The organism is Thalassospira sp., assembly GCF_048059015.1.
In the GTDB taxonomy this organism is placed as follows: Bacteria; Pseudomonadota; Alphaproteobacteria; order Rhodospirillales; family Thalassospiraceae; genus Thalassospira.
The window spans coordinates 135,838-154,813 of the sequence record NZ_JBLLNT010000007.1; the positions used below are offsets into that span (position 1 = coordinate 135,838).

The 18,976-nt window shown below is 53.4% G+C and carries 16 protein-coding genes; 11 read left to right on the forward strand and 5 right to left on the reverse strand.

Features of this window, described 5'->3' with window-relative positions:
* Positions 1-18 precede the first annotated feature (18 nt).
* The 7 genes from thiE to ACMZ66_RS11475 all read left to right on the forward strand — a co-directional run bounded on the left by thiE (position 19) and on the right by ACMZ66_RS11475 (position 7,456).
* Positions 19-660, forward strand: coding sequence for a thiamine phosphate synthase (gene thiE / locus ACMZ66_RS11445; RefSeq protein WP_416937333.1), 642 nt, complete (start codon positions 19-21; stop codon positions 658-660).
* A gap of 197 nt (positions 661-857) precedes the next feature.
* Positions 858-1,424, forward strand: coding sequence for an elongation factor P (gene efp / locus ACMZ66_RS11450; RefSeq protein WP_416937334.1), 567 nt, complete (start codon positions 858-860; stop codon positions 1,422-1,424).
* Between the two features lie 56 nt (positions 1,425-1,480).
* Positions 1,481-2,290, forward strand: a complete 810-nt coding sequence (locus ACMZ66_RS11455; RefSeq protein ID WP_416937335.1) for an inositol monophosphatase family protein — start codon at positions 1,481-1,483, stop codon at positions 2,288-2,290.
* Positions 2,291-2,555: 265 nt separating this feature from the next.
* Positions 2,556-3,773 (forward strand): OmpA family protein, encoded by a 1,218-nt coding sequence (locus ACMZ66_RS11460; protein ID WP_416937336.1) that lies wholly within the window; start codon positions 2,556-2,558, stop codon positions 3,771-3,773.
* Positions 3,774-3,785: 12 nt separating this feature from the next.
* The gene (locus ACMZ66_RS11465) at positions 3,786-4,970 is read left to right on the forward strand and encodes a flagellar motor protein MotA (RefSeq protein ID WP_416937337.1); all 1,185 of its coding nucleotides are present in this window, start codon (positions 3,786-3,788) and stop codon (positions 4,968-4,970) included.
* 4 nt (positions 4,971-4,974) lie between these two features.
* Positions 4,975-6,138: a peptidoglycan -binding protein gene (locus ACMZ66_RS11470; RefSeq protein WP_416937338.1), complete on the forward strand. Its 1,164-nt coding sequence runs from the start codon at positions 4,975-4,977 to the stop codon at positions 6,136-6,138.
* A gap of 142 nt (positions 6,139-6,280) precedes the next feature.
* Positions 6,281-7,456: a benzoate/H(+) symporter BenE family transporter gene (locus tag ACMZ66_RS11475; protein WP_416937339.1), complete on the forward strand. Its 1,176-nt coding sequence runs from the start codon at positions 6,281-6,283 to the stop codon at positions 7,454-7,456.
* Positions 7,457-7,514: 58 nt separating this feature from the next.
* Here ACMZ66_RS11475 and ACMZ66_RS11480 read toward each other — a convergent pair whose 3' ends face one another.
* From ACMZ66_RS11480 to ACMZ66_RS11495, 4 genes are all read right to left on the reverse strand, one after another.
* Positions 7,515-9,323 (reverse strand): SulP family inorganic anion transporter, encoded by a 1,809-nt coding sequence (locus ACMZ66_RS11480; protein WP_416937340.1) that lies wholly within the window; start codon positions 9,321-9,323, stop codon positions 7,515-7,517.
* A 12-nt stretch (positions 9,324-9,335) separates the two neighbouring features.
* Positions 9,336-10,199 carry an MBL fold metallo-hydrolase gene (locus tag ACMZ66_RS11485; protein WP_416937445.1) on the reverse strand — a complete coding sequence of 288 codons (864 nt, stop codon included), beginning with the start codon at positions 10,197-10,199 and terminating at the stop codon, positions 9,336-9,338.
* A gap of 202 nt (positions 10,200-10,401) precedes the next feature.
* The gene (locus tag ACMZ66_RS11490) at positions 10,402-11,064 is read right to left on the reverse strand and encodes a Crp/Fnr family transcriptional regulator (protein ID WP_416937341.1); all 663 of its coding nucleotides are present in this window, start codon (positions 11,062-11,064) and stop codon (positions 10,402-10,404) included.
* 151 nt (positions 11,065-11,215) lie between these two features.
* Entirely contained in the window at positions 11,216-11,659 is a 444-nt protein-coding gene (locus ACMZ66_RS11495; protein WP_416937342.1) for a VOC family protein, read from the reverse strand.
* Positions 11,660-12,056: 397 nt separating this feature from the next.
* Between ACMZ66_RS11495 and ACMZ66_RS11500 the strand changes: the two genes are divergently transcribed.
* Positions 12,057-15,539, forward strand: a complete 3,483-nt coding sequence (locus ACMZ66_RS11500; RefSeq protein ID WP_416937343.1) for an indolepyruvate ferredoxin oxidoreductase family protein — start codon at positions 12,057-12,059, stop codon at positions 15,537-15,539.
* A gap of 68 nt (positions 15,540-15,607) precedes the next feature.
* Here ACMZ66_RS11500 and ACMZ66_RS11505 read toward each other — a convergent pair whose 3' ends face one another.
* Positions 15,608-16,048, reverse strand: coding sequence for an MmcB family DNA repair protein (locus ACMZ66_RS11505; protein ID WP_416937344.1), 441 nt, complete (start codon positions 16,046-16,048; stop codon positions 15,608-15,610).
* A gap of 106 nt (positions 16,049-16,154) precedes the next feature.
* Here ACMZ66_RS11505 and ACMZ66_RS11510 point away from each other — a divergent pair, with 106 nt between their 5' ends.
* Genes ACMZ66_RS11510 through ACMZ66_RS11520 form a run of 3 tightly spaced genes read left to right on the forward strand, consistent with a single transcriptional unit; the run spans position 16,155 to position 18,965 of the window.
* Positions 16,155-17,588 carry a hypothetical protein gene (locus ACMZ66_RS11510; RefSeq protein WP_416937345.1) on the forward strand — a complete coding sequence of 478 codons (1,434 nt, stop codon included), beginning with the start codon at positions 16,155-16,157 and terminating at the stop codon, positions 17,586-17,588.
* Complete coding sequence (locus ACMZ66_RS11515) at positions 17,527-18,570, forward strand: glycosyltransferase (protein ID WP_416937346.1); 1,044 nt, start codon at positions 17,527-17,529, stop codon at positions 18,568-18,570. The genes ACMZ66_RS11510 and ACMZ66_RS11515 overlap by 62 nt, the downstream gene beginning before the upstream one ends.
* The gene (locus ACMZ66_RS11520; protein WP_416937347.1) at positions 18,567-18,965 is read left to right on the forward strand and encodes a GtrA family protein; all 399 of its coding nucleotides are present in this window, start codon (positions 18,567-18,569) and stop codon (positions 18,963-18,965) included. Before ACMZ66_RS11515 ends, ACMZ66_RS11520 begins: the two co-directional genes overlap by 4 nt.
* Positions 18,966-18,976 lie beyond the last annotated feature (11 nt).

The following is an 18,976-nucleotide window of genomic DNA, read 5'->3' on the forward strand; positions in this document are numbered from 1 at the left end:
TCATCAGGAATTATCATCGTGAACTCTGACGAACTTGCCGGTCTTTATCTTCTGACCCCGCCGAAAATCGAACTCGCAACCTTTGGCAACAAGCTGAAGTCGGTTCTTGATACCGGTGCGGTTGATTGCCTGCAATTGCGCTTGAAAGACGTCAGCGACGATGAAATCCGCAAGGCCATCGACGTCATTCTGCCGATGTGCAGTGAACGCGATATTCCCCTGATCCTCAATGACCGACCCGACATTGCCAAGAAATCTGGCTGCGACGGCGTTCATGTTGGCGAAGAAGATGCAAGCTACGACGAAGCGCGCGCGATCATGGGCGAAGAACATATCGTTGGTGTGTCCTGCTATGACAGTCGTCATCGCGCGATGATCCTTGGTGACAAGGGTGCGGATTATGTCGCCTTTGGCGCGTTCTATCCGACCGAAACCAAAGAAGCCAAAACCAGCGTTACGCCCGAAATTCTTGAAATCTGGACGACCTTTACCACGGTCCCATGTGTTGCCATTGGCGGCATCACGGCTGAAAATGTCGCCCCGATCGTTTTGGCTGGTGCGGACTTCGTTGCGGTGACGGGTGGTGTCTGGAACCATCCCGATGGCCCCGAAGCCGGGGCAAAGGCGATCAAGGCTGCGATTGCAGCGTGCGATATCTGATCGACGGATTGATCCGAATATCCTTGACTGACAAGTGCTTGGTCCAAGCCATGCGGGAATGACGGGGTGATATGCGTATCAACCCTGATCAATCTGCTTGCAGCAAAAACGCCAAGCTGGTAGTTAACGCTCCTTAAATGGGGCAAGTGCCCCCTCTTTGCATTGTGAATCTGTGATCTGAAAGAACGGTTGGTGCCATGAAAATCAACGGCAACGAAATCCGTCCGGGTAACCTTATCGAACATAAAGGTGCCCTGTGGCGTGCAGTAAAATGCCAGGCTGTTAAGCCGGGTAAAGGCGGTGCTTTTAACCAGGTTGAACTCAAAGACATTCGTACCGGCACCAAGCTGAACGAACGTTTCCGTGCTTCGGAAACCGTCGAAAAGGTTCGCCTCGAGCAGAAAGAATACAGCTATCTGTTCTCCGATGGTGACATGATCACCTTCATGGACATCGAAACCTACGACCAGATCACAGTAAATTCCGACCTTGTTGGCGAACCGGCTGTTTATCTTCAGGATGGTATGGTTGTGACCATTGAATCCTTCGAAGGCGAGCCGCTTGGCGTGACCCTGCCGGAACATGTTGTGTTCCAGATCGTCGAAGCAGATGCCGTCGTCAAAGGTCAGACCCAGTCTTCTTCTTTCAAACCGGCTGTTCTTGAAAACGGTGTTCGTGTGATGGTGCCCCCGCATATTGAATCGGGTACGCGCATTGTCGTGAACACTGTTGAAGGCACCTATCTTGAGCGTGCCAAGGACTAAGGGCTGCCAAGCAGCCCTCTGGTTTTCTTTTTAATTCCAATACCGGGAGATATGCCGTGCGAGGCGCCGCCCGTCGTTCTGCGAATATCAACGTTATGTACAAGGCTGTTGAAAAAGCAGCCTATGGACTGAAACGCGACTTCGGTGAAGTCGAAAACCTTCAGGTTTCGATGAAAGGCCCGGCAGATTTCGTATCTGCTGCCGATCACCGTGCCGAGAAACGCCTGCGTGAAGAGCTTGAGCGTGCCCGTCCGGGCTATGGCTTCCTTCTTGAAGAAGGTGGCGAGGTCAAGGGTACTGATCCGGAACATCGTTGGATCATCGATCCGCTCGATGGCACCACCAACTTCCTGCATGGCATCCCGCATTTTGCCATTTCTGTTGCCCTTCAGAAGGGTACGGAAATCATTGCGGCGATGGTCTATGACGTTGCCAAGGACGAATGCTTCTGGGCCGAAAAAGGCCTTGGCGCGTTCCTTGACAACCGTCGTCTGCGCGTTTCGGGCCGTCGTCGTTTGAACGAATGTGTTCTGGCGTGTGGCGTTCCCCATATCGGTCACGGCGACCATGCATCGTTTGAAAAGCAGCTTCACACGGTCATGGACCGTTGCGCAGGTGTGCGTCGCATGGGCGCAGCTTCGCTTGATCTGGCATATGTTGCAGCAGGTCGTTACGACGGTTACTGGGAAGAGCACCTCAATGCGTGGGATATCGCAGCAGGTCTACTGATCATTACCGAAGCTGGCGGCTATGTCCGTGACGCCAAAGGCGGTACCAACATGCTTGGCACCGGCAGCGTCGTTGCAGCCAACGACTATATCCAGCCGGTTCTGGCCAAAACGCTTAAAAAGGCAATCGCGGACTAACCTACCGCTTTTGTTACTGTTTTTTGAAAGGGGCGCTTCGGAAATTACCGAAGCGCCCCTTTTGCTTTATCGGTCAAAGCGGTTGTCCATTACCTGTCTCTAAGCTATGGTGTTGCGTGCTGAGTGACCCGATAGTGGAACACCAGCCAACAGGGGTGGCATTCGGAAAGTTTGCGGGTGCCTAACGATCGACACAAAACTGTGTGAAAGAGAAAAACGTTATAAAACGCTTTCAAACACAGGGTATTAAGGGGCCTGCGATTTGATGAAGGGGTATTCCAAGATTTCGGTGCTTGCGATGACGGCTGCGCTGGGAACCACAGTGTTCTTTGGCGGCACGGCATCCGCACAGATGTACTCCCCCGTCTCGGTTGACGATAGCGTTCAGGTAAATTGGGACGTCGCAGACGGTTTTGGCGGTCAGCCAACCGTTCCGCAATATCTGTCACCCAGCGTTTCGCGCGAACATATCGTGATGCCCGGTGGCGATCTGATCTACCCGGAAACCAAACCAAGATCCGAATTTCTTGCAGCTGAGCAGTTCGCTGCTGCTGGAAGCTCAGACGGGTTTGATGGTGGATATGAAACCGTTGTGATTGATGGCGCCGGAAGCGGTGCCGCCTTCCCGACCAAATCAGAATTTTACGGTGTACCGGGTGTAAGCCCGCGCGAGACGGCGGCAATGGATGATGGCGCAAACCAGACCATCGCCCTTCGCCAGCCAGAGCCGACTTCGGCCCCGCGCAGCAAACCTGCCGCACCGACCATGTCTTCAAGTAGTGCCGCACCTGAAAGTGCGCCGACGCCCTTGACCAAACCGGCACCTGCGCCGGTTGTCGCGCAGGCAGAACCGACCCCGACACCAGCACCCGCCCCGGCAACCGAAACCGCCGAAGTGGTTGAAACGCCAAAAGCACCGGTGGTTCAGGCCGAAGAAAACACCGCCCCGGCAGCACCTGCTGCGCCAGCGGTTGCGCCGATCGCTTCTTCGAATGAAGTTCCGCCTGCTCCGGCCCCGGCACCAGATACCACGCAGCCAGCAACCAGCATGGCCGCCAATGCCCCGGTCGCACCGGCCCCTGCTGCGCCCGCAGCAACACCGGCACCGGCGGCTGAAGAAGCAGCAATTCCGCCATCGACCAGTGCATCTGAACCGATGCCATCGCTTGGTGCGGATGAATACAGCCTTGCCTTTGGCGCAGACAGCTTCGAGCTCAGCGACAATGCCCGTCGTCAGCTTGATCAGGTGATCGCCGCCATGGGCCGCGATGACAGCCTGCGTATTCAGCTTCAGGCCTATGCACAGGGTGATGGCGCAAACGCATCAAAAGCACGTCGTTTGTCGCTTTCGCGTGCGCTTCAGGTTCGTTCCTATCTGATCGACCAAGGTGTGCGTTCCACACGCATTGATGTTCGGGCTCTTGGCTCGAATGTTCCGTCCGGCCCGGCAGATCGCGTCGATATCAAAACCGTTCAACGCTAGGATTAATCCGTCATGAGCAGTAATTCGGCAAATGGCGTAGGGACATCCCTGCCCATTACCAAACCAGGAAGTTATCTGACACGTATGGCAATCTTCGTTGCCATCATTGCCGGGGTTGGCGCCCTGCTGTTCCCGGCCCTGTCTGATGCCTTTATGGCCAATGCTGTTCTCAATGGCCTGATCCTTGGCGTGTTCGTTGTTGGTGTGATTTACACCTTCCGCATGGCTGCCAGCCTGTCACCGGAAGTCACCTGGATCGAAGATTTCCGTCGTTCGCGTCCGGGTCTGACGTCGCAAGTTCCACCGAAGCTTCTGGCACCGATGGCCAGCATGATGGCCGAACAGCGCCGCGATCGCCCGCAGCTTTCGACCACATCGACCCGTACCATTCTGGACTCGATCCGTTCGCGTTTGGATGAAAGCCGCGAATTGTCGCGCTATGTGGTTGGGCTTTTGGTGTTCCTTGGTCTGCTCGGTACCTTCTGGGGCCTGCTTCAGACCGTGAACTCGGTCGCCAACGTCATTGGCAACGTCAATGTCGGCAGTGGCTCGAACATGGATCTATGGTTCTCCGAGCTTAAAGAAGGCCTGTCCGAACCACTGAGCGGCATGGGTACGGCATTCTCGTCCTCGCTGTTTGGTCTTGCAGGCTCGCTTGCCCTTGGCCTTCTCGACATGCAGGCAGGACAGGCGCAGAACCGGTTCTTTAACGATCTTGAAGAATGGCTTTCAAGCTTTACCCGTCTTGGTTCGGGCAGCGCGCTTTCTGATGGTGAACAGTCGGTTCCGGCATATCTTTCGGCCCTGATCGAGCAAATGGCGGACAATATGGAAGGGTTGCAAAACTCTATCCAGCGTTCGGAAAGCTCGCAGATCAAATCGCACAACACGTTGATTGATCTGGCGGACAAGCTTTCGACCCTGACCGATCAGATGAAGGCCGAACAGCAATTGATGGTCAAGCTGGCCGAAAACCAGATGCATCTGAAGCCGGTCCTTGATCAGTTGGCTGACTCCATGAAAATGGGCAGCTTTGGCATTGATGATAACACCCGTGCGCATATCCGTTCGCTTGACAATACGCTGGGCCGTATTGGCGAAGAACTGACCATGGGCCGCCAGCAATCGACACAGGAAATCAGAAGCGAGATCAAGCTTCTCGCCCGTACCATCGCCGCCATCGCCGAGGAGGGCTGATCGCATGATCGGGCTTTCGCGCCGTCGTAACCGCGATGTAAATACTTGGCCGGGCTTTGTTGATGCGCTGGCAACGCTTTTGATGGTGATCATCTTTCTTCTGATGATCTTCGTCATAGCGCAGGTCTATCTGGGTGCGGCTCTGTCAGGTCGTGATGAAGCGCTGAGCGATTTGACCGCGCAGGTCAACGAACTCACCAATCTTCTCTCGCTTGAGCGTGGCAATAACCAGCGTATGGAACTTGAGCTGACCCAGCTCACGACCGAGCTTTCCAATACCGCTGATCAACGCGATGAGCTTAAAAACCGTGCAGCCGCATTGGCAACCCAACTTGCCAATGCGGAACTCTCGGCCGAGGAAATCGAAAAGCGCCTTCTTGCCGCGCTGGCTTCACTTGAAGACAAAGAAGCCGAGCTGTCCCAGCTGCAAACCAGCAGCGATGAAAAGATCGCCGATCAGGATACCCGCATCGAAGAGCTTTCTGCCCTTCTGGCATCCCGAGCTGCTGAACTTGAAGAGCAGAAAAATCTGAGCGATGAGGCAAAGGCACAGGTCGCAGCCCTTAATCAGCAGATGCTGGCCCTTCGCCAACAGCTCGCCCGGATTGAAGCTGCCCTTGAAGCATCCGAACGCGAGAACGAAGAAAAAAGTGCGCAGATCGTCAATCTTGGTAACCGCCTGAATGCGGCACTTGCCACCAAGGTCGCCGAGCTGCAGCGTTATCGTTCCGAGTTCTTTGGGCGCCTGCGCGAAGTGCTTGGTGATCGTCAGGACATACGCGTTGTTGGTGATCGCTTTGTCTTCCAGTCCGAAGTTCTGTTTGGCTCTGGTTCAGCCGACCTTGGCCTTGAAGGTCAGGAACAATTGGCGAAACTGGGTGAAACCCTGACTGCAATCGCATCGGAAATTCCCGATGACATCGATTGGGTGATGCGCGTTGATGGTCACACCGACAAGGTTCCGATCAGAAACCTGCAATTCGCGTCGAACTGGGAACTGTCCGCCGCGCGTGCAATTTCAGTGGTCAAGTTCCTGATTGATCAGGGTGTTCCGCCCAATCGTTTGGTTGCAGCAGGCTTTGGTGAGTACCAGCCGCTTGACAACCGCGATGACGAAATCGCTTATCGCCGCAACCGGCGTATCGAGTTCAAGATCACCGAACGCTGATCAAATAGTGATATCTCTTCAAAGCCCCGCTAGCTCACGCCTGCGGGGCTTTTCCTTTTTGCTGGTTCAATCAAGGACTTCGGGCTAGGGTCGCTTCGTCGCCACCGCGATTTCCATTAAAAACATCACGTTCGGAGCTCCCATGCTGCGCGATATTTCGCCCCAAAGCATCTTCATGGGCCTGTTGGCAGGCTTTGTCGGGACAGCAAGTTCCTTTGCCGTTGTATTGCAAGGACTGACATCCGTTGGCGCTAGCCCGGAACAGGCGGCATCGGGCCTTATGGCGCTATCGGTTTCCATGGGGCTTTGTGCGATTGTCCTATCGCTTAAAACCAAAATGCCAATCAGTATTGCCTGGTCCACGCCGGGTGCTGCGTTGCTCGCCACATCAGGTCCGATTGAGGGTGGATTTGGCGTTGCTGTTGGGGCCTTCATTGTTTGCGCGGCACTGATCATTATCAGTGGCGTTTGGCGCCCATTGGGGCGTGCGGTTGCAGCCATCCCTGCCCCGCTTGCCAATGCGATGCTGGCGGGTGTGCTGTTGGGATTGTGTCTGGCACCAGTGAAAGCCGTTGCCTTTGACCCGATCCTTGGTTTGCCGATTGCGATTGCCTGGCTGGTGGTTGGGCGGTTTAACCGTCTGCTTGCGGTGCCAGCCGCCCTTCTGGCGTTTATTGCGGTTCTGATCTTTGGCGTTGATTTTCCGGACGGTGCGTTGGCCGACCTTGGCAGTTCCATCGCCCCACCCGTTGAATTCGTGATGCCCTCCTTCACGCTGGCAGGTTTGATTGGCATTGCCTTGCCGCTGTTCATTGTGACGATGGCATCCCAAAACATTCCCGGCACAGCAGTGCTCCGCGCCAATGATTATGACACGCCGCCAAGCCCGCTCTTTACCTGGACCGGTGTATTCTCGCTCTTGTCCGCGCCATTTGGCGGGCATGCGGTAAACCTTGCTGCGATTACCGCTGCACTCTGTGCAGGCAAGGACGCCCATCCTGATCCTTCGAAACGCTATTGGGCCGCCATTTCAAGCGGGGTTTTCTATATCGTCTTTGGATTGTTGGCAGGCCTTGTCACCGCCTTTATCAGCTTGGCACCGGGCATCCTGATCGAAGCAGTTGCCGGTCTTGCCCTGATCGGTGCTTTTGCCGGATCCGCGGTTGCCGCGTTTAAAGAAGAAGACGCGCGCGAAGCAGCCGCCGTCACCTTTATCGTCACTGCAGCAGGATTGACCTTTTACGGGATATCCGGGGCGTTCTGGGGATTGCTGGCTGGCGGGTTGATCTATGTTTTGACCCACCTTCGAAATCGCTGAGCAAAACAGAAACAAAAAGGCCGGAAAATCCCGGCCTTTCTTTTGATTGGTACTAAGTTTAGCTGGCCTTTGTTTCGGCGGTATCAGGCGCATCCTCGACCGATAAAGAAACAGCCGGGACTTTGAGCAATTCCGTCATCGCATCATATTGCGACAGGAACACCTTACCTGTCAGATCATCAAGGAAGTGCGCACATTTCAAACGATCCATCACCGGCCCCTTGACCTCGGACAGGTGCAAGGCAATGCCCATTTCATCAAGCCGATGATTGATCGCTTCAAGCGATTTAAGCGCACTTAGATCAATCTCGTTAATCGCCGAACACATCAAAATGACGTGCCTAAGTTCCGTTTCACCTACCACCCGATCGAGCACGTAATCCTCAAGAAAACGGGCATTGGCGAAATAGAGGCTTTCATCAATCCGGATGGTCAGAACACTTGGGTCCGTAATCACCTTATGGCGTTTGATATTACGGAAATGCTGTGTGCTGGGCACCAGGCCGACTTCGGCGATATGCGGGCGCGACGTACGATACAGGAACAACCCAATCGACAGGATCACGCCCGACGTCACCCCGACCTCCACCCCGAAGCCAAGCGTTAAAAGCACCGTTGCCGATACTGCAACAAAGTCAGCCTTTGAATAGCGCCAACTGGTTTTCAGGATGCTAAAATCGACCAGTGAAAGCACAGCAACGATAATCGTCGCGGCCAATGTCGCCTTTGGCAGGAAATAGACCAACGGCGTTAGGGCAATCGCGGCAATCGCAAGTCCGATGGCGGTAAATGCCCCGGCCGCAGGTGTCTGCGCCCCCGCATCAAAATTCACCACCGAACGGGCAAATCCGCCCGTCACCGGATACCCACCGGTGAAGGCTGCACCAAGGTTTGCTGCTCCCAACCCGATCAATTCCTGATCCGGGTTAATCCGCTGACGACGTTTTGCTGCCAATGTCTGGGCGACAGAGATCGATTTAACAAAGCCGATTACGGAAATAAGGATGGCTGGCACCAAAAGATCAGAAATCAAACTGACCGAGAAATCCGGCATGGTCAGGGGCGGCAAGCTTTGCGGTACGTCACCAACAATCTTCACCCCACCATCGGCAAGGCCCAGTCCCCAAACAACAAGGGTCGTTGCAATAACCGCGGCAACCGGCCCCGCCTTTGTAATGACATCGGCCATGCGCGGACCAACACCAATCGCACGCAAGGCGGGCTTAAGCCCCTTTCGCACCCAAAACAGAAACCCGGTGGCAAGCACACCAATAGCAAGTGTCGTCATGTTGGTTTCAGGCACATGCGCAATCAATGATGACACAATTTCCCAAAGATTATGCCCACCGGCATCAACACCCAGAATGTGTTTGAGCTGACTTGCGGCAATCAGAATGCCCGATGCGGTAATGAAGCCGGCAATCACGGGATGCGACAGGAAATTGGCCAAAAAGCCAAGCCTGAACACGCCCATCGCCAAAAGGATCGCACCAGACAACGCCGCCAGTGTCAGGGCCGCCACCGCATAGCCCATCGTGCCAGTTTCAGCGACATTGCCAATGGCCGCAGCCGTCATCAGCGACACAACCGCAACCGGTCCAACCGCCAAGGCCCGACTTGTGCCAAAAATCGCATAAAGAATAATCGGCACGATCGAGGCATATAACCCAGCCTCTGGCGGCAGTCCGGCCAAAAGCGCATAGGCCAAGGATTGCGGGATCAACATGATCGTTACAATGATCGCAGCAACCATATCGTTGCCAAAGGCCGTGCGATCATAACTGCGTCCCCAATCAAGGATCGGCACATAGCGACGGACGCGCTTCCAGGTCAGACTTGATGATTTCGGGTCAATATGAACAGTCATCTGACAGCTCCATCAAAGCCCGTTCAACGGCACTTTGAGCATCGGTCGCCCGCTTTCATCGCGTGGCAATTTCCCCGCACGCATATTGACTTGCAATGACGGCAGGATCAGACGCGGCATATCAAGCTGTGCATCGCGTTCGGTACGAAAGGCAATGAACTCGTCGCGCGATTTGCCTGCACCAACGTGAATGTTGGCCTGGCGTTCTTCACCAACTGTCGTTTCCCATTTAATGTCCCGCCCGTTTGGTGCGTAATCGTGACACATGAACAGGCGCATATCGTCTGGAAGTGTGAGGACTTTCTGGATGCTGTCATAAAGCACCCCAGCATCCCCACCGGGGAAATCTGCGCGTGCCGACCCGCCATCTGGCATAAACAGCGTATCACCGACAAAAGCCGCATCGCCCATGACATGCACCATGCACGCTGGCGTATGGCCCGGTGTAAACATGGCAAAGCAGGTCATCTCGCCAACCTGATAGCAATCACCGTCTTCGAACAGTTTATCGAATTGGCTGCCGTCACGCTGGAACTCGGTTCCTTCGTTGAAAATCTTGCCAAAGGTTTCCTGAACAATCTTGATGTTCGCGCCAATGCCAAGCTTCCCGCCAAGCTTTTCCTGAATATAGGGTGCCGCAGAAAGGTGATCGGCATGAACATGGGTTTCAATGATCCATTGAAGATCAAGCCCGCGCTCGGAAATGTCGGCAATAATCGCATCGGCATGATCAAGGCTGATCCGTCCGGCGGCATAGTCGATATCCATCACAGAATCCACGACGGCGCACGCATCGCTTTTCGGGTCTTTGACCACATAGCTGATGGTGTTGGTCGCCTTGTCAAAGAAGGCGCGAACATAGGGGCTCACCGACATATTTACCGGATATGAGGACATGTTAACTCCTGCGCTTCGGCGCGGCACATAGCGCGCAATTTTTCACTGTTAAGGAGAGTTTAAAGCAGGCGCCGTAACCGCGTCTGTGACCAAGTCACCAAACAAGGACCCTTTTATTTTAACATCATAATTTTATGGACTTGAAGACACACACTGCCCTGTGTAAGGCTCAGATTGGAATTTAGTTCTCCGCCAATCCCTGAATTGCTCCGCGATCAAGAATGCGGATAACCCCGCGCGCAAGCTCGATCCAACCGCGACGCTGAAACTCCGAAAGCTGTCTGGAAACCACTTCGCGTGCCGTACCAAGCTCGACCGCAAGCTTCTGATGCGTTGCCTGAATGCTCTCTTCGGACGCTGAAAGCTCAATAATTTTTTGCGCCAAGCGGATGTCGAGCCTGCGGAAAGCAATTTCTTCGACCACGGTGAACAGGTCGGTCATCCGCCGGGAATAAGCCGTGAAGACGAACTGACGAAACTCTGATGAGTCCGCTACCATCCTGTCAAAGACTTCACGTGGAATTGCCACCGCACGAAGACCGGTTTCAGCAATCCCCTCGGCCGAATAATCCTCATAGGCCATCAGACATGCGGTTGTCAGAACACAGCTTTCACCGGCATGCACCCGATACAAAACAATCTCGCGGCCTTCTTCCGATGTTTTCTGAACCCGCACAGTCCCGCTTAACAGCAACAAAAGTTGTTCTGGCGGTTTACCCGGTCCGAAAATAACAGTGTCCGCCGGGATATCAATCACCTTGCTCTGGGCGTGCAAATAGTCACGGATGTTCTGGGGCAGTCGTGAAAGACCCGGAAACTGCATGATCCAGTCTGACTGCGTCATCCGTTACTCCTGATGGTTTGAATTCAATGCATTAAATCTACAAGAACCTGATGTGTTTTGAAATGCCTATCACATTCATCCAGGCCGATTTACCCCACAAAAACCAAAAGCCCCGATCCATCGACCGGGGCTTTGACACAAACGTTTTTGATTACGATTTGGCGGGCGGAATGTTCAGGTTGCCCGTGGCATCAATTTCCCAGAACGGGTTAAACGCCACTTCCCACGCATGTCCGTCCGGGTCTCGGAAATAGCCGGAATACCCGCCCCAGAAAACCTTCTCTGCGGCTTTCTGTATTTTCGCACCGGCCTTTTCGGCCTCCGCCATCACTTGATCGACTTCCTCTTCGCTGCGCGCGTTATAGGCCAATGTCAGTCCGGCAAAAGTCGCACCATTATCGTCATCGAACTGTCCGTCTTTGATCAGATCTTTGCGGCCAAACAGCCCCAAAGCCAAACCATTGGACAATTGATAAAACACGACCTGGCCTTCGACCATTTCGGTCATCTGCCAGCCAAGGCCCTGTTCATAAAAACGGCGTGAACGATCCAGATCGGCCACACCCAAAGTAATCAGCGAAACACGCTGTTCCATAATTTGCTCCTGCTCAGATCAGAGCACCCAAAACCCGACCAACCGTAACACGTTGTTTTTTAGGTTCCGAGCACAGACTCGACCGTCATTGAAATATCGCACCGCAACACCGACGCAATTATATTGCGCGCAAATTGGTACCGGAATAAGTAAATAATAAGTTGACCCAACGTCAACCGATGCAATCAGGCGTTTTACACTTTGCGATGCGAGTTCGTTTTGAAAAAAGGTCAGCATTCATTACCATTCTAATGTCCGATCACGGCCCCGCAGCCACCATCGGACGAAATAGATACAGGTCATACCGAAACGCTGCAGCAACCCCCATATCAATAAATGCAGTGCATACGGCCCAAATTGACCCCGCATTTCAGAGAGATCCCGAGGGAGACCGGTCATGGCACAATTGGCGGCAATTAGTCTGGACGACAAATATACCCTTGAAGAAGGTCGGGTTTACCTGACAGGTATTCAGGCACTGGTTCGCCTGCCCCTGATGCAGCGCCAGCTTGACGCACGCGCAGGGCTCAACACAGCCGGTTGCATTTCAGGCTATCGCGGATCGCCGCTTGGCGGACTGGATCAACAGCTTTGGCGCGCCAAGAAATTCCTGACCAAACAGCAGATCGAATTTCAGGCTGGTGTAAACGAAGACCTTGCCGCCACCGTCGTTTGGGGCAGCCAGCAGGTCAATATGTATAAAGACGCCAAATATGATGGCGTCTTTGGCATGTGGTACGGCAAGGGACCGGGTGTTGACCGGTCCGGTGACGTTTTCAAACACGCCAACCACGCCGGTACGTCCCAGCATGGTGGTGTTCTGGTCTTGGCCGGTGATGACCATTCTTGCAAATCATCGACCCTTCCCCACCAGACTGAATATGCCTTTATTGATGCGCAGATCCCGGTTCTGAACCCGTCAGGTGTGCAAGACATCCTTGATTTCGGTATCCACGGCTGGGCCATGAGCCGCTATTCCGGGTGCTGGGTCGCGATGAAGACCATTGCCGAAACCGTTGAAAGCTCGGCCGCGGTTGATGTTGCCCCCGATCGCATCACGCCAATCATTCCGGCCGATTTCGCCATGCCCGAAGGCGGCCTGCATATCCGCTGGCCCGATACGCCCAAGGAACAAGAACATCGCCTGATGAAATACAAGCTATATGCCGCACTGGCATATGCACGGGCGAACAAGCTGAATAAAACCGTGATCGATAGCCCGAATGCACGTCTTGGCATCATCACCACGGGTAAGGCCTATCTTGATGTTATGCAGGCCTTTGATGACCTTGGCATTTCCGAGGAAGACGCCGCAAAAATCGGTATCAAGGTTCTGAAAGTTGGCATGAGCTGGCCGCTTAACCGTGATGACGTGCGCGAATTCGCCATGGGGCTCGAGGAAATCATCGTCGTTGAAGAAAAACGCGCGGTGATGGAAAACCAGGTCAAGGAACAGCTTTACAACTGGCGCGAAGATGTCCGCCCCACGGTCATTGGCAAATTCGATGAAAAAGGCGAATGGATCCTGCCATCCATGGATGAACTGACCCCGGCACGGATTGCCGTGGTTTTGGCTGAACGCATCAAACGTTTCTATGACAGCCCGGCCATCCATGAACGCCTTGACTGGCTTGCCGAAAAAGAAAAAGAAATCGCCGAGCCACGCCCGGATGTCGCGCGCATTCCGTGGTTCTGCCCGGGCTGCCCGCATAATAGCTCGACCAAGGTGCCAGAAGGCAGCCGCGCCATGGCCGGTATTGGTTGCCATTACATGGTCAACTGGATGGACCGTTCGACCGAAACCTTTACTCATATGGGCGGCGAAGGTGTCACCTGGATCGGTCAGGCACCGTTTACCAACGAAAAGCACGTCTTCCAGAACCTTGGTGATGGCACCTATTACCATTCCGGTTCGTTGGCCGTGCGTGCCGCCGTCGCGTCGGGTGTGAACATCACCTATAAAATTCTGTTTAACGATGCGGTCGCCATGACGGGTGGCCAGCCGGTTGACGGACCGCTGACCGTGCCGCAGATCACGCGCCAGATGTTTGACGAAGGTGCCAAACGCATCATCGTTCTGTCTGATGAACCTGATAAATACCCGATGGGTGCGGACTTTGCGCCGGGTGTTGATATCCGCCATCGTGACGAGCTTGAAAACACCCAGAAAGAACTGCGTGAGATTGAAGGCGTCACGATCCTGATCTTTGATCAGACCTGTGCGGCGGAAAAACGCCGTCGTCGTAAACGCAAACTGATGGTTGATCCGCCCAAGCGCGTCTTCATCAACGATCTTGTCTGCGAAGGTTGTGGCGATTGCGGTGAAAAATCAAACTGCCTTGCCGTGGTTCCGGTTGAAACCGAATTTGGCCGCAAGCGCGCAATTGATCAGTCTGCATGTAACAAGGACTTCTCCTGTCTGAACGGCTTCTGCCCAAGCTTTGTCACCATCGAAGGTGGCTCCTTGCGCAAGCCCGAAGCCGCCGCCAAAGGCGACAATAGCGGCGATGCCGTTTTTGCCAGCCTGCCGCGCCCGGCCTTGCCCGACATTGACGAACCTTGGTCGGTTCTGATCACGGGTGTTGGTGGTACCGGTGTTGTCACGATTGGTGCCCTTCTTGGTATGGCAGCCCATATCGAAGGCAAGGGTATTGTTGGACTTGATATGGCGGGTCTTGCGCAAAAAGGTGGTGCTGTTGTCAGCCACATCCGTTTTGCCAATGACCAGAACAAGCTCCATGCCGCACGTATCCCGGCGGGCGAAGCCAATGTGGTTCTGGGGTGTGACCTTTTGGTTGCGGCAAGCTTCGAAGGTCTGGCCAAGATGCGCCGGAACTTTACCCAGGCCGTGATCAATACCCATGAAACCGTGACGGGTGCCTTTACCCGCAATCCTGACTTCCAGCTCAAAACCAACGAGCATATGAAGGTCATCAATGATGCCTGTGGTTCGGATGCGGTGCATTTCGTTGAAGGAAGCGATATCGCAACCCGCCTGATGGGTAACTCGATCGCGACCAACCTGTTTATGCTGGGCGTTGCTTGGCAGCGTGGCCTGATCCCGATCACCGAAGAAGCATTGATGCAGGCGATCGAACTTAATGGGGTTGCTGTCGATATGAACAAGCAGTCCTTCTATTGGGGCCGCCTGTTCGCGCACGATCCGAAACGCGTGATTGATGTGGTTGGTCCGAACGAGACCGAAGCTCATCCGATCGCAACCGAGCTTTCCGAGATCGTCGCAAAACGCCGTGCCTTCCTGACCGATTATCAGAATGCGGCTTATGCGGAACGTTTCACCCAGCTTGTTGATCAGGTTGCCGCTGCTGAAAAACGTCTTGGTGGCGATGATGATCTGGCCCGTACAGTTGCGAAATACTACTTCAAACTCCTTGCCTATAAGGACGAGTATGAAGTGGCCCGTCTCTATACGGACCCGGCATTCCTCAAGAAGGTCGCAAAGAACTTTACGGGCGATTACAAAATCCACTTCCACCTTGCCCCGCCGGCAATTGCCGACAAGGATCCAGAAAACGGCCAACTCAAGAAATCGGTCTATGGCCCGTGGATGATGAATGCGTTCCGAATGCTCGCGAAATTCAAGTTCCTGCGTGGCACCAAACTTGATCCGTTTGGCCGCACCCATGAACGCAAAATGGAGCGCCAACTGATTGCCGATTACGAGAAACTCGTGACCGAAGTGATCGACGGCCTCAATGCGGACAATGCCCGCATCGCCAATGCCTTGCTCGCCCTGCCCGAGCAGATCCGTGGCTATGGCCATGTGAAGGACGGCAATATCGACAAGGTCAAAAAGCGCGAGCTTGAACTGATCGAACAGTTCCGCAATCCGCCAGAACATCTCAAAGCTGCCGAATAATCTCGACAGCACAAAACAAAAAGGCCCCGCCAAAACGCGGGGCCTTTTTCATAGCGCGACAAAGTACATCACGAAACAAAGATGGCATCCCCGGAATTTCCAGCCAATCGCGAAGCCGCCGTTTGCCCAAACGAAATCAGAAGCTTCTTACGCCGCGCTGCTGACAGCTTTCGTTCTTCACACGGACGAATAATCGCCGCCTCAAACCGGTCCGCGACAAACAAGCCAACATCAACCGGGATCAGTTCCTTGGGAAACTGCATCGGCACCGCAAAAAAGAACCGATCACAATAATCGAGATAGCTTTCCCACTTATGGTCAGCTTTGAAATCCTCAACCGACGACTTCACCTCAACCGCCCAAAGCTCCCCTTTAGCGCCAAGCGCCAAAACATCCAGCCGTCGCCCGCTAGCAAGACGCAGCTCCGTTAGGCATGCCATCTTATGATGAAACAACAAACGGCAAACGCCATCGGTAACTTCAGATGTAATCTCGGGGCGGGAAACCATGAATTCTGCTCATCACAATAAATGTCGGGTTCTCAACACTAAAAAATTTACCTCCAAATTCAATGCCATTATGCTGCGCCCACAGAATTTTGGGGGTAGATGACTAATGCTGCGCAACATCCTTGCGACATTAAAGCCACTTGGAAAATCACAGATTTTCTGGTGCACACTCGGTGCAATAATCTGTCTTATTTGGATGGGAACACTTCGGCCTGCGCAACATCCCGATTATGCTGACGCGCGACAATACATCGGTATCGCTGTCAATTTGGCAAAGTTTGGCACCGTTAACGAGAACATCAATTCCACGCAGGATACCATAGCTCCCTCGATTTCTAGAGAACCCGGTTATCCTCTACTGCTATCTCAAATCCTCAAGTTAAACGGCAGTATTTCTCAGATCACTGGTGATTGTCTGATAGAAAAAGGCTGTGGGCTAGAACCTTACGTATTGGGCAAGTGGACCAACCGAATACTGATCGTTGCAGCTGGCTTTGCGATGTTTTTTGCCGTCCGTGGCATTACCGGCAGTCCGTTCGCCGCAGTTATGGGTGGCATGCACATTTGGCTGAACCATCAAGCACACAAGAATCATGACTACATGATTTCTGATCCATTGGCCTTGTTCCTTGCAAGCCTGCTTGTGATGACCGTTGTATGGGCTTGGAAGAAACAAAACCCACTGGCATGGATTTTCCCGGGCGCTACATTCGTGTGGCTTGCCTTTACCAAAGCGATCTACATTTACTTCCTCCCGGTTGCTCTGATCGTAGGCTTCCTGCTCGTTATCCTCAGTAAATCGGCATGGCGCTCATCGCTCTCGAAACTGGCTGTTTTCTTGATAATTGCGACGACGCCCATTGCGTTGTGGATGGATCGTAACCACGACATCACCGGCCGCTATCAGTTCACTGATAGTCGAGGCGGCATTGCGCTTAGCACGCGTGTCGTCTTTAATGAAATGGACTTAGTCGATTATCTTGCAGCCTTCACATATTGGACCCGTGGCGCAGGTGACGGTTGGGCAGAAGATCTGTTTCCTGCCGAAGTCGTCAAGCCATTTGGCTGGTATGAAGAAGATGGATACTATCTTCGAGGGCAACTGGGCTTTGGCAAGCGTGCCAACGAGATCGTCGCGACAGAAGGACTAAGCAGTGTTGAGGCATCCGACAAAGCAGAGCAAGAGCTCAAAGACGCAATTTTGTCTCACCCAATCAAACACCTTGTTACGACCTTGCCGTTGACATACCGCGGCATTTGGATTGACGAATTCGCTGTAATTACATTTCCCGCATTTATAGCCTTGCTAGTTTATGCGTTACGGCGCAGGCAGGCACTGCTGATAGCTGTGCTATTGCCATCATTGTTCTCGTTGGTGTTCTACGCAGCATTTAGCTTAAACTTGGCACGCTACCAAATGACGGCACTGCCAGGCTTTGCAATTGCCTTTGCATTTTTTGCACTTTGGGCTCGCGAACGTGTACGGGATTGGCGAGAAAAACGTCGACCAACTGCGGCCGAGGGGAACGACAATGTCTGATCACCAGTCAAACGACATCTATGAAAGCGCGCGGATCGCGATTTTGCTTCCTTGCTATAACGAAGGCAAAGCGATCACGCATGTGATTGCCTCGTTCCGAGAAATCATCCCGTCCGCGCAAATTGTCGTAATCGATAATGCATCAACGGATGACACCGCAGAAAAGGCACTGTCGGTTGGCGCGACCGTAATAGGAGAAACACTTCCGGGTAAAGGGAACGCTGTACGGCGAGGCTTTTCGGAAGTAGAGGCTGACATCTATGTGATGGCGGACGGAGATGGCACATACGACGCCACAGCCCTGCCCCAACTTATCAATAAACTCGTTACTGATCGCCTTGATATGGTTGTCGGTACGCGTGCGGAAAAAGAACAGGCAGCCTATCGAAGCGGACATCGCATGGGCAATCGCCTATTCAACACCGTATTCGCCAAGCTATTTGGTGAGCGGTTTACCGATATTTTCTCAGGGTATCGGGTGTTTTCACGACGCTTCGTCAAAACCTTCCCGGCAATTTCGACGGGGTTTGAGATCGAGACCGAGATTTCCGTCCACGCCATTATGCTCCGTGCACCTGTTGCGGAAATTCCGACATCTTACGGAGCTCGTCACGAAGGCACCGAAAGCAAACTTCGGACATACCGGGACGGTGCACGTATCCTGTCCCGCATCCTTTTATTCACAGCAACCCACAAACCATTTGTATTTTACGGTTTGGTCGCAGCATTCCTTTCTGTCTTCTCCGTACTGCTCGGTTTGCCTTTGGTCATTGAGTATCTTGAAACCGGCTTGGTCACACGTCTTCCTACTGCGATTTTGACAGTCGGCGTGATGCTTGCCGGAATACTTAGCTTCATGACAGGACTGATCCTGTCAAATACTGGCATTGGGCAATGGGAAGTTAAAAGGCTTGCCTATTTGCTGCATGCAGATCAATTGAAAACCCTGCGCTTAGAATTAAAAGCAGAGAGCAACAAGTGATCAACAGGTCATTACTTAGAAAAGGGGCTCGTTTCATTGCCGTTGGAGTGGTTGGATTTGCCACCGATGCAGGACTACTATGGATCACAACAACCCAAGCAAATATCGACCCTTACAGCGCGAGACTGATGTCGTTCTCATCAGCCTTGATCATCACCTGGATCCTAAACAGCTCCATAACGTTTGAGGCCAGCAAAACGAACAAAAGAAGGCAGTTCAATTCATACCTAACTGTGCAAGTGTTATCGTTTGGTTTGAACTATTCTATTTACAGTGGGATTGTGTGGTTAAACTGGTCAGCTCCGCTTGTCGCCCTTGTAGTTGCAGCACTTGTTTCGATGGTTTTTAGCTTCTGCGCCATGAACCTCTGGGTATTCAGAGATACTGCGCAATAAAAAAGGGCCCC

What these genes read in the sequence shown, in the direction of transcription:
- efp (WP_416937334.1), top strand. Translation starts at nt 858, where the DNA reads ATGAAAATCAACGGCAACGAAATCCGTCCGGGTAACCTTATCGAACAT.
- ACMZ66_RS11460 (WP_416937336.1), top strand. Translation starts at nt 2,556, where the DNA reads ATGAAGGGGTATTCCAAGATTTCGGTGCTTGCGATGACGGCTGCGCTG.
- ACMZ66_RS11465 (WP_416937337.1), top strand. Translation starts at nt 3,786, where the DNA reads ATGAGCAGTAATTCGGCAAATGGCGTAGGGACATCCCTGCCCATTACC.
- ACMZ66_RS11470 (WP_416937338.1), top strand. Translation starts at nt 4,975, where the DNA reads ATGATCGGGCTTTCGCGCCGTCGTAACCGCGATGTAAATACTTGGCCG.
- ACMZ66_RS11475 (WP_416937339.1), top strand. Translation starts at nt 6,281, where the DNA reads ATGCTGCGCGATATTTCGCCCCAAAGCATCTTCATGGGCCTGTTGGCA.
- ACMZ66_RS11480 (WP_416937340.1), bottom strand. Translation starts at nt 9,323, where the DNA reads ATGACTGTTCATATTGACCCGAAATCATCAAGTCTGACCTGGAAGCGC.
- ACMZ66_RS11485 (WP_416937445.1), bottom strand. Translation starts at nt 10,199, where the DNA reads ATGTCGGTGAGCCCCTATGTTCGCGCCTTCTTTGACAAGGCGACCAAC.
- ACMZ66_RS11490 (WP_416937341.1), bottom strand. Translation starts at nt 11,064, where the DNA reads ATGACGCAGTCAGACTGGATCATGCAGTTTCCGGGTCTTTCACGACTG.
- ACMZ66_RS11495 (WP_416937342.1), bottom strand. Translation starts at nt 11,659, where the DNA reads ATGGAACAGCGTGTTTCGCTGATTACTTTGGGTGTGGCCGATCTGGAT.
- ACMZ66_RS11500 (WP_416937343.1), top strand. Translation starts at nt 12,057, where the DNA reads ATGGCACAATTGGCGGCAATTAGTCTGGACGACAAATATACCCTTGAA.
- ACMZ66_RS11505 (WP_416937344.1), bottom strand. Translation starts at nt 16,048, where the DNA reads ATGGTTTCCCGCCCCGAGATTACATCTGAAGTTACCGATGGCGTTTGC.
- ACMZ66_RS11510 (WP_416937345.1), top strand. Translation starts at nt 16,155, where the DNA reads ATGCTGCGCAACATCCTTGCGACATTAAAGCCACTTGGAAAATCACAG.